Below are 9,327 nucleotides of genomic sequence, written 5' to 3' on the forward strand. Positions count from 1 at the left end.
TTCGCCCGCGCTCCTTGCGGGCCCATACTGCGGGCGCAACACGGGCCGCCGAAGCTCACTCCACCCTTGGACGTACCAGCCCCGACTCGTAGGCGATGACGACCAGTTGGGCACGGTCGCGGGCGCCCAGCTTGGACATGGCTCGGTTGACGTGGGTCTTCACGGTGAGCGGGCTGACCTCGAGGCGTTCGGCGATCTCGTCGTTCGAGTGGCCGCCCGCGACCTGGACGAGAACCTCGCGTTCACGGCCGGTCAGCGCGTCGAGGCGCTCGGCGCGGGCCGGGTCCCGGCCGTCGTCCCCGTCGCCCTGCGCGAGGAACTTGGCGATCAGCCCCTTGGTGGCCACCGGCGACAGCAAGGCCTCACCGCTCGCCGCGACCCGGATGGCGTTGAGAAGCTCGTCCGGCTCGGCCCCCTTGCCGAGGAAGCCGGAGGCGCCGGCCCGCAGGGACTGCACCACGTACTCGTCGACCTCGAAGGTCGTCAGCATGACCACGCGTACGTGCGTGAGGCCCGGGTCCGCGCTGATCAGCCGGGTCGCGGCGAGACCGTCCGTGCCGGGCATGCGGATGTCCATCAGGACGACGTCGGCCCGCTCCTCGCGCGCGAGCCGCACCGCCTCGGCGCCGTCCGAGGCCTCGCCGACGATCTCCATGTCGGGCTCGGAGTCGACCAGCACACGGAACGCGCTCCGCAGCAGGGCCTGGTCGTCGGCGAGCAGGACGCGGATGGTCATGCGGGATCCCCCGTGGGTGCCGTTCTCCTGGCTGCCGCAGGCCTCGACGGCACGTTCGCCGAGGCAGTGCCCCCGACCGTGTCCCCGGTGCGGCTCTTGACCGGCAGGATCGCATGGACGCGGAAGCCGCCTCCGTAGCGGGGTCCGGCGGTGCAACTGCCGCCGAGCGCTCCGACCCGCTCGCGCATGCCGAGCAGCCCGTGCCCGCCGTTCTCGTCCTGCCGGGCCTCCGCGTCGTCGCCGGGTCCGTTGTCCAGCACGGTGATCTCCACGTTCGGTCCCACGCGTACGACGCTGACCTCGGCCTTCGCCTCCGTACCCGCGTGCTTCCGCACATTGGTGAGGGCTTCCTGGATGACGCGGTACGCGGCCAGGTCGACGGCCGCGGGCAGGGTGGTTCCATGGTCGGCGCGGGCCACCTCGACGTGCAGGCCCGCGCTGCGGAAGGTGCCGACGAGCTCGTCGAGCCGGTCCAGGCCCGGGGCCGGTTCGGTGGGCGCCTCTGGGTCGCCGGACTGCCTCAACAGGCCGACGGTGGCGCGGAGTTCGTTGAGCGCGGAGCGGCTGGCCTCGCGTACGTGCGCGAGGGCTTCCTTGGCCTGGTCGGGGCGCTTGTCCATGACGTGGGCGGCCACTCCGGCCTGGACGTTGACGAGCGCGATGTGGTGGGCGACGACGTCGTGCAGATCGCGGGCGATCCGCAGCCGTTCCTCGGCGACGCGGCGGCGGGCTTCTTCCTCACGCGTGCGTTCGGCCCGTTCTGCGCGCTCTTTTATGGCGTGCACGAAGGCGCGGCGGCTGCGCACCGCGTCGCCCGCGGCGGCGGCCATGCCTGTCCAGGCGAAGATGCCGAGGTTCTCCTGCTCGTACCAGGGCATGGAGCCGGCGAGCATCGCGACGCCCGTCAGGACGGTCATGGTGAGCAGGCCGACCCGCCAGGTGGTGGGCCGGTCGGTCGCCGACGCCACCGTGTAGAGGGCCACCACGGCGGACATGACGACCGGGGTCCGCGGGTCGCCGCTGACCAGCTCCAGGAGGGAGAGGGCGCCCGTCACGGCGAGTACCGGCAGGGGGCCGCGGCGGCGGAAGACCAGGGTGATGGCGGCCAGCGTCATCAGGGTGAGGCCCAGCGCGTCGGGTGCCTGCGTGCCCCAGGTCTTGCCGTGGTCGTACTCGTCCGGGGCGGCGAAGGAGGCGACGATCATGCATGCCAGGACGGCTGCCGCCAGCGCACCGTCCACTGCCAGCGGGTGGGCCCGCAGCCAGGTTGCGGTGCGCTTGATTGTGCTCACGCGTTCACCGTACGGGGCCACTGCGTTCGGCGGAACTGGGGCGCCTATGGGGGTGGTGGGTTCCGATCACTGGCGAGTGCGGCTTCCCTGTGGTTGCTCGCGCGCCCCGCGGCGGAGCCGCATATGTCACAGCCCCGCGCCCCTATGGGCGCTCCCCTGCACCGGAGCTAGAGCGGCTTGCCGGGAATCAGGCCGTCCTCGCTCAGCATCTCCCTGACGTCCTCCAGGGTTGCGTCCGGGGACGGGAGGATGAGTTCCGAGGGTTCCAGGGCGTCGTCGGGGAGTGGGGTGCCCAGGCTGCGCACTGCTGCGAGGAGTGCTCCCAGCGTGCGGCGGAAGCCCTCCTCGTCGCCGGACTCCATTTCTGACAGGAGTTCGTCGTCCAGCTTGTTCAGTTCGGTGAAGTGGGCGTTGTCCAGCTTCACCTGTCCCTCCCCCATGATCCGTACGATCACGACGCCCTCCTCAAGGCGTGGGACTTCTACGGCGTGGGACTCACTGCTTGTCGAAGCGCGGAGTGTCCCGCGGCTGGTCCTGTGCCCCTGACTGGGACTGGTCCTGGGACTGAGTCTGACCCGTACCGCCCTCGATCGCCTGCTGGGGCGACGAGGGGCCGGCCAGCTCCGCCTTCATGCGCTGGAGTTCCAGCTCCACGTCGGTGCCGCCGGAGAGCCGGTCCAGCTCGGCCTGGATGTCGTCCTTGGCCATGCCGGACGGGTCGTCGAGGGCACCGGAGGCGAGCAGTTCGTCGATGGCGCCTGCGCGGGCCTGGAGCTGCGCCGTCTTGTCCTCGGCGCGCTGTATGGCCAGGCCGACGTCGCCCATCTCCTCGGAGATCCCGGAGAAGGCCTCGCCGATCCGGGTCTGCGCCTGGGCGGCGGTGTACGTGGCCTTGATCGTCTCCTTCTTCGTACGGAAGGCGTCGACCTTGGCCTGCAGACGCTGGGCGGCGAGCGTGAGCTTCTCCTCCTCTCCCTGGAGGGTCTGGTGCTGCGTCTCCAGGTCGGTGACCTGCTGCTGGAGCGCGGCACGGCGCGACAGCGCCTCACGCGCCAGGTCCTCCCGGCCGAGGGCGAGGGCCTTGCGGCCCTGGTCCTCCAGCTTCGAGGACTGGCTCTGGAGCTGGTTGAGCTGCAACTCCAGGCGCTTGCGGGAGGTCGCCACGTCGGCGACTCCGCGGCGCACCTTCTGCAGCAGCTCCAGCTGCTTCTGGTACGAGTAGTCGAGGGTTTCGCGAGGGTCCTCGGCCCGGTCAAGGGCCTTGTTCGCCTTCGCGCGGAAGATCATCCCCATACGCTTCATGACACCGCTCATGGGCTTCGCGCGCCCCCTTCTGACGGACTCCAGCTCCAGCGACTGCAACAGAACCCACGGTACGGGCTCTGCATCCATTACCGCACTGTTCGGGGACGGATGCGCTCCTCCCCAAGGACGACTGTGGTCGGTACCGCTCCCGCGTAGGGAGTAGGTGCCTCCCTGGGTTAGGTACGGGACACGTTCGGGATTACCTCAGGCGCGCTGGGGGCGAACCGTCGGCAACGCCCTCTCTGTGTCCCCCCTGTGCTCCTACAGACGACGGGTGTTGCCGGATCGTTCCCCTCTGGACTGTGGTCCATGCCTGGAAACCCCGTACCCTTGGGTTTTGTGTTCCGTAGCCGTGCCAAGGAAGAGAAGGCCCCCGCCGACAAGGCGCAGGTGACCGACTCCAAGCAGCCCCGCGACCCGCAGGCCCCCAAGGGTCGCCCCACGCCCAAGCGCAGTGAGGCCCAGTCCCAGCGCCGCAGCGTCGCCAGTACGCCGACGAACCGCAAGGAGGCGGCCAAGCAACAGCGCGAGGACCGCCGCCGTGCGCTGGCGAAACAGCGCGAGGCGCTGGCCAGCGGCGACGAGCGCTATCTGCCCGCCCGTGACAAGGGCCCGGTGCGGAAGTACGCGCGCAACTTCGTCGACTCGCGTTTCTGCGTCGCCGAGTTCTTCCTGCCGATGGCCGTGGTCATCCTCGTACTGAGCATGGTCCAGATCCCGCAGCTGCAGAACATCGCTCTGCTGCTGTGGCTCTTCGTCATCGTGATGATCGTGGTCGACTCGATCGGCATCGCGATCCGCCTGAAGAAGCAGCTCAACGAGCGCCTCCCGGACGAGTCCAAGCGCGGCGCCGTCGCCTACGCGCTGATGCGCAGCCTCCAGATGCGTCGCCTCCGGCTGCCGAAGCCGCAGGTCAAGCGCGGAGAGCGGCCCTGAGCGCCGCAGCTTTCACGGGTGGTGCGGCGGATGCCTGGCTGAACAAGCTGGGCGGACTGCGTGACGTCGTACGGCAGGAACTGGTGGCCCGGCAGCTCGACGAGCAGATAGCCGGGCGGTTCCCGGTGGGGCAGCGGCTGCGGGTGCTGGACGTGGGCATGGGCCAGGGCACCCAGGCGCTCCGCCTGGCGCGGGCCGGACACAAGGTCACCGGGCTCGAGCAGGACCCGACGATGGTCGCCACGGCCCGCGAGGCGCTCGCCGCCGAGCCGGAGGGGATCCGCAGCCGGGTGCGGCTCTTCGAGGGGGACGGGCGGGAAACCGGCGTCCACTTCCTGCCGGGCAGTTTCGATGTGGTGCTGTGCCACGGCGTGCTCATGTACGTCGAGGAGCCAGACGCCCTGGTCGCGGGCCTGGCCCGGATGCTGGCCCCCGGCGGACTGCTCTCGTTGCTCGTACGGAACGGCGACGCCCTCGCCATGCGGCCGGGCCTCGCGGGCGACTGGGCCGGTGCCCTGGCCTCGTTCGACACAGGCGCGTACACGAATCGGCTCGGCCTCGACGTACGCGCGGACCGGCTCGACGCACTCACCGGCACACTCGCCGGGATCGGGGCGCCGTTGCACGCCTGGTACGGGGTGCGGGTCTTCACGGATCTGGCCGCGGACGACGCACCCGTTCCGGATGACGTGGAGGCGCTGCTGGCCGCCGAGGAGCGGGCCGGGCGAACGGATCCGTACCGGGGCGTGGCGGCGTTGCTGCACCTGTGCGGGGTGCGGGGCTGAGAGCCCCCGGAAAGCAGTGGTGGCCGCGACCGTTCGTACGGTCGCGGCCACCGCTGTGTCTCTTGCGGTACGTCTACGAGGCCTCGGCGTGCAGGCTCATCGGGCCGTAGATCTCCGTGGCGTCCTCGAACAGCCGCACCTGGTCCACTCCCCCGTCGGCCAGCGCCTTCCAGTGCTCACCGATCCAGGACTCGGCGTCGCCCTGCGTGGTGAACTCCTCGGGCTGTACCGCGGGCTGGACCTCCGCCCCGTCGGCCTTCTCGAACCGCCACGTCCATGCCGCCATGTCGCCTCCCAAGTACCGAACCAGTACCGAACAAGTACCGAGCAAGATCGGGTTACGGCCCAGACTAGGCGTTCCGCTGGAAGTGCGGGGTTCGCGGCTCCAACACGCCTCTAAAGGGGCCCCTGTCGCGCAAGCGGTGCACCGAGGCGGAAAAATCAACCCCGTGGACATCACTCTGCTCGGGACCGGTGCTCCCGATGGTCTGCCCCACCCCGGTTGCCCGTGTGCGGCCTGCGCGGCTGCGCTCGGGCGGGATGCGCGGGCTGCCACCGCTGTTCTCGTCGACGGCACGTTGTTGCTCGACCTCACTCCCGGGGCGGCGTTCGCGGCTGCCCGGGTGGGACGGTCGCTGGCCGGTGTGCGGCAGGTGCTGTTGTCGCATCCGCATGACGGGCCCCCGGTCGAGGTGCCCGCGGGACTGCCGCAGCCCGGACGGGTGCCGGACGGGCGGGAGCTGGCGCTGCTCACCGGGCACCGGGTGCGGGCGGTGGCACTGGACGCACCCGGCACGGGGTACGCGGTGACGGGGCCCGACGGGCAGCGGCTGCTGTATCTGCCGCCGGGCGCCGCACCCGCGGGGCTCGACGATGGGGCTCCCCCCGGTCATGGGGGTCCCCCCGGTCATGGGGGTCCCCCCGCTCGAGCGAAGCCGAGAGCGGGGGAGAAGCCGAGAGTGGGGGACGAGGCGGCGGACGAGTCGTACGACATGGTGGTCGCCGATGTCCTCGGGCGGCCGGACGCGCTGGCCCGGTTGCGCGCGGCCGGGGCCGCCGGACCCGCGACCGACGTGATCGCGGTGCATGTCGACCACGATGTGCCGCCGGGTCCGGAGCTGCGGCGGCGGCTGGCGGCGGCGGGGGCGCGGGCGGTGCCGGACGGGACGACACTGACCGTGGGGGTGTACGAGGACGTTCCTGACGTACCGCGCCGGACGCTGGTCCTGGGCGGGGCGCGGTCCGGGAAGTCGGTGGAGGCGGAACGGCGGCTGGAGTCCTTCCCGGATGTGCTGTACGTGGCGACCGGTGGCGCCCGCGACGGGGACAGCGAGTGGGCGGCCCGGCTGAGCGCCCATCGTGAGCGGCGCCCCGGTTCCTGGCGTACCGCCGAGACCTGCGATCTCGTACCGCTTCTGAAGGAGGACGGGCCGCCGCTGCTCATCGACTGTCTGTCGCTGTGGCTGACGGACGCGATGGACTCCGTCGCCGCCTGGGACGACGACGAGTGGGCGGGCGGCGGCGAACGTGCCCTGCGGGCGCGGGTGGAGGAGCTGACGGCCGCTGTCCGCGAGACCCGCCGCACCGTCGTCGCCGTGTCCAACGAGGTGGGCTCCGGCATCGTCCCCGCCACGCCTTCCGGGCGCCGTTACCGGGATGAGCTGGGCCGGTTGAACGCGGGGTTCGCGGCGGAGTGCGAGCACGTGTTGCTGGTGGTGGCGGGGCAGGCGGTGCCGCTGCGGGGGTGAGGGGGGCCGCGGAGCTGTCCACGACTCAGCGCCGCACAATCACCCGGTACGAGTTGGAGAACCGGGTGCGGCGCAGCAGCGGGGCCAGCGCATGGTCCAGGGCGAACGGAGCGGCCAGCACAGGAGCACACCGGCCGGCCAGGCGCAGCGAAACCGCTCCGGTGAGGTCGTACGGGACATGCGGCGAGCACCGGTCGACGCAGACGACCGTGCAGCCGAGCGCGTCGAGCTCGCCGAGCAGATTGCTCAGCGGCACGAGGTGCAGATGCCGTGGCTGGCCGTACGGCAGCCACCACTTGCCGAGCAGCGTGCCGAACGCGCAGTCGGGGTCCGTGACTTCGACCAGCAGATGCCCGCCGGGCCGCAGCACGGCGAGCGCGGCGCGCAGTTCCTCGCGCGGGTCGGGGCTGTGTTCCAGGTGGTGGAGCATGCTCACCACGTCGTAGCGGGCCCGCAGCCGCTCGACGAGGTCGGGCAGCCGGCCGCGGTACGCCTCCTCGATGCGGCCCAGCTCCCGCGCCCGCTCGACGCGTGCACTCGGGTCGGTCCCGTCGAAGGCGGTGTACGGGTGCACCTCCCTTGCGGCGGCCGGGAACCTGCCGTATCCGGTGCTGACGTCCAGCCAGCTCTCGGGCTCGGGATACGTGAGCATCGCGCGGGCCACGGCCAGGTGGCGTCCGCGTCCGGCCCGGGTGCGGAGGATGCGTACCGGCAGGGTCTCGTGGGGGAAGTCCCGGTGGTAGTAGGCCAGGCCCTCGGCGGTGAGGCGGGGGTTCTGGAAGGCGTGGGCGCAGTCCTGGCATTCGTCGAGGACGAAGGTGCCGGGCTTGTGCTGGAGCAGGTCCCGCGTACGCAGCAGGGTGCGCAGCCGCCGCGAGCCGCACCAGGGACAGTCTCGCCTGCGGGGTTCGTGGAACTGGTCGGGATCCAGGGCGAGTTCGCCGGGATGGGCGACGCCGTGCGCGACGCCGGCCTGCGGTGTGGGGGGCATGAGCTGCTCCTGCCGGGAAAAGCGGGAAAGAACGACGCGGTATGACCCGTACGGCAATTCGTTGCAAACCGGAACGTATGAGATCGTCTTCGCCGATGCAATCACGGTCTGGAGTCGTCGCCGCACGTGCCGTGACAGGGGCGCTGACAGTGCTGACCGGCGGCCGTGTCGCACGGGCGGCCCGTCCAGGGTCGGCTGCGGACGCTGCCGGTACTGTTCGGCGAATGAGCTCGCTTAATCTCGACGACTTCACCGATCTGATCGAGCGTCCCGACGGCGGTGTGCGCCGGGACGCCGAGGCGCGCCGGGAGCGGCAGATCGTGCCGCCCGGATCCCTCGGGCGCCTCGACGAACTGGGTGAGTGGCTGGCGGCCGCGCAGTCGGCCGTGCCGGTGCGGGCGATCGAGCGTCCGCGTGTGCTGTTGTTCGCGGGTGACCACGGGGTTGCCGAACTCGGTGTCTCGGCACGACCGCCCGGCAGTGCCGAGGAGCTGGTGCGGGCCGTGCTCGACGGCGCGAGCCCCGGGGCGGTGCTGGCCCGGCGGCTGGGTGTGCCGGTACGGGTGGTCGACATGGCGCTCGACTGCGAGCCGGAGACGCTGCCCGACGAGGTCGTACGGCATCGGGTGCGGCGTGGCTCCGGGCGGATCGACGTGGAGGACGCGCTGACCATCGAGGAGGCGGAGGCGGCCTTCCGCGCGGGGGTCGCCCTCGCGGACGCGGAGGCCGACTCCGGGACCGATCTGGTCGTCCTCGGGGATGTGAGCGTGGGCGGGACGACGGCCGCGGCCGTACTGATCGCCGCGCTGTGCGGGACCGACGCCTCGGTGGTCACCGGGCGCGGCGGGCGCGCGATCGACGACCTGGCCTGGATGCGCAAGTGCGCGGCCGTACGGGACGCGCTGCGGCGTGCCCGGCCCGTGCTCGGGGACCAGTTGCAGCTGCTCGCGACCGTGGGCGGCGCCGATCTCGCGGCGATGACCGGTTTCCTGCTGCAGAGCGCGGTACGCAAGACGCCGGTGATCCTCGACGGCGTCGTCTCCGCCGCCTGTGCGCTGGTCGGGCAGCGGGTCGCCTTCCGTGCACCCGACTGGTGGCTCGCCGGCCAGAGCAGCGGGGAGCCCGCGCAGGCGAAGGCCCTGGACCGTATGGCCCTGGAGCCGCTGCTCGACCACGGGGTCACGGTCGGTGAGGGTGCGGGGGCGCTGCTTGCCCTTCCCTTGGTCCAGGCCGCGGCTGCGCTGGCCGCTGAGCTGCCGGAAATGGCCGAGCCGGAGGCTTCCAAGGGCGCGGAAGACCCGGCGGAGCCGGTGAGCCTGGAGCCGCAGGGCCCTGACGGGGCGTGAGCGCTCCGCTGGGTTAGGCGGTTTTAAGCTGCGGGTTCGTTGTGGCTGGTCGCGCAGTTCCCCGCGCCCCTAGGAGGCCTGCGGCCTCCTAGAGCCTGTGTGATGTCGTGATCATCTTGCCGATTCGGGTCCGCTCGGAGGGCGGATCCGATAGGAAGATGGTCGTGACGCGCAGGCAACTTACCGAT

General features: G+C 71.5%; 10 protein-coding genes. 4 read left to right on the forward strand and 6 right to left on the reverse strand.

Annotation, left to right across the window (positions count from 1 at the left end):
• Positions 1-55: 55 nt before the first annotated feature.
• The 4 genes from ABD357_RS22580 to ABD357_RS22595 form a co-directional block, all read right to left on the reverse strand.
• The gene (locus ABD357_RS22580) at positions 56-736 is read right to left on the reverse strand and encodes a response regulator (protein WP_344392413.1); all 681 of its coding nucleotides are present in this window, start codon (positions 734-736) and stop codon (positions 56-58) included.
• Positions 733-2,028, reverse strand: coding sequence for a sensor histidine kinase (locus ABD357_RS22585; RefSeq protein WP_344392414.1), 1,296 nt, complete (start codon positions 2,026-2,028; stop codon positions 733-735). Before ABD357_RS22585 ends, ABD357_RS22580 begins: the two co-directional genes overlap by 4 nt.
• A gap of 167 nt (positions 2,029-2,195) precedes the next feature.
• The gene (gene pspAA, locus ABD357_RS22590; protein ID WP_344392416.1) at positions 2,196-2,483 is read right to left on the reverse strand and encodes a PspA-associated protein PspAA; all 288 of its coding nucleotides are present in this window, start codon (positions 2,481-2,483) and stop codon (positions 2,196-2,198) included.
• Between the two features lie 40 nt (positions 2,484-2,523).
• A complete protein-coding gene (locus ABD357_RS22595; protein WP_344392417.1) occupies positions 2,524-3,342 on the reverse strand; it encodes a PspA/IM30 family protein in 819 nt (272 codons plus the stop codon).
• A gap of 300 nt (positions 3,343-3,642) precedes the next feature.
• Here ABD357_RS22595 and ABD357_RS22600 point away from each other — a divergent pair, with 300 nt between their 5' ends.
• A complete protein-coding gene (locus ABD357_RS22600) occupies positions 3,643-4,269 on the forward strand; it encodes a DUF3043 domain-containing protein (protein WP_344392419.1) in 627 nt (208 codons plus the stop codon).
• An 83-nt stretch (positions 4,270-4,352) separates the two neighbouring features.
• Positions 4,353-5,054 (forward strand): class I SAM-dependent methyltransferase, encoded by a 702-nt coding sequence (locus ABD357_RS22605; RefSeq protein ID WP_344392420.1) that lies wholly within the window; start codon positions 4,353-4,355, stop codon positions 5,052-5,054.
• A 73-nt stretch (positions 5,055-5,127) separates the two neighbouring features.
• Here the strand turns inward: ABD357_RS22605 and ABD357_RS22610 are convergent, their stop codons facing one another.
• Positions 5,128-5,340 carry a hypothetical protein gene (locus ABD357_RS22610; RefSeq protein WP_344392422.1) on the reverse strand — a complete coding sequence of 71 codons (213 nt, stop codon included), beginning with the start codon at positions 5,338-5,340 and terminating at the stop codon, positions 5,128-5,130.
• Positions 5,341-5,503: 163 nt separating this feature from the next.
• Between ABD357_RS22610 and ABD357_RS22615 the strand changes: the two genes are divergently transcribed.
• The gene (locus ABD357_RS22615) at positions 5,504-6,802 is read left to right on the forward strand and encodes a bifunctional adenosylcobinamide kinase/adenosylcobinamide-phosphate guanylyltransferase (RefSeq protein ID WP_344392423.1); all 1,299 of its coding nucleotides are present in this window, start codon (positions 5,504-5,506) and stop codon (positions 6,800-6,802) included.
• A gap of 25 nt (positions 6,803-6,827) precedes the next feature.
• Here the strand turns inward: ABD357_RS22615 and ABD357_RS22620 are convergent, their stop codons facing one another.
• On the reverse strand, positions 6,828-7,793 hold the full coding sequence (locus tag ABD357_RS22620; RefSeq protein WP_344392425.1) for a class I SAM-dependent methyltransferase: 966 nt from the start codon (positions 7,791-7,793) through the stop codon (positions 6,828-6,830).
• 224 nt (positions 7,794-8,017) lie between these two features.
• Between ABD357_RS22620 and cobT the strand changes: the two genes are divergently transcribed.
• A complete protein-coding gene (gene cobT / locus ABD357_RS22625) occupies positions 8,018-9,139 on the forward strand; it encodes a nicotinate-nucleotide--dimethylbenzimidazole phosphoribosyltransferase (RefSeq protein ID WP_344392426.1) in 1,122 nt (373 codons plus the stop codon).
• Positions 9,140-9,327: the final 188 nt, after the last annotated feature.

The sequence above is a fragment of the Streptomyces vastus genome, assembly GCF_039532825.1.
Taxonomy (GTDB): Bacteria; Actinomycetota; Actinomycetes; order Streptomycetales; family Streptomycetaceae; genus Streptomyces; species Streptomyces vastus.

Excerpts from the sequence above, each read along its gene's own strand:
- ABD357_RS22610 (WP_344392422.1), bottom strand. The coding sequence starts at position 5,340 with ATGGCGGCATGGACGTGGCGGTTCGAGAAGGCCGACGGGGCGGAGGTC.
- cobT (WP_344392426.1), top strand. The coding sequence starts at position 8,018 with ATGAGCTCGCTTAATCTCGACGACTTCACCGATCTGATCGAGCGTCCC.
- ABD357_RS22620 (WP_344392425.1), bottom strand. The coding sequence starts at position 7,793 with ATGCCCCCCACACCGCAGGCCGGCGTCGCGCACGGCGTCGCCCATCCC.
- ABD357_RS22580 (WP_344392413.1), bottom strand. The coding sequence starts at position 736 with ATGACCATCCGCGTCCTGCTCGCCGACGACCAGGCCCTGCTGCGGAGC.
- ABD357_RS22600 (WP_344392419.1), top strand. The coding sequence starts at position 3,643 with ATGCCTGGAAACCCCGTACCCTTGGGTTTTGTGTTCCGTAGCCGTGCC.
- ABD357_RS22595 (WP_344392417.1), bottom strand. The coding sequence starts at position 3,342 with ATGAGCGGTGTCATGAAGCGTATGGGGATGATCTTCCGCGCGAAGGCG.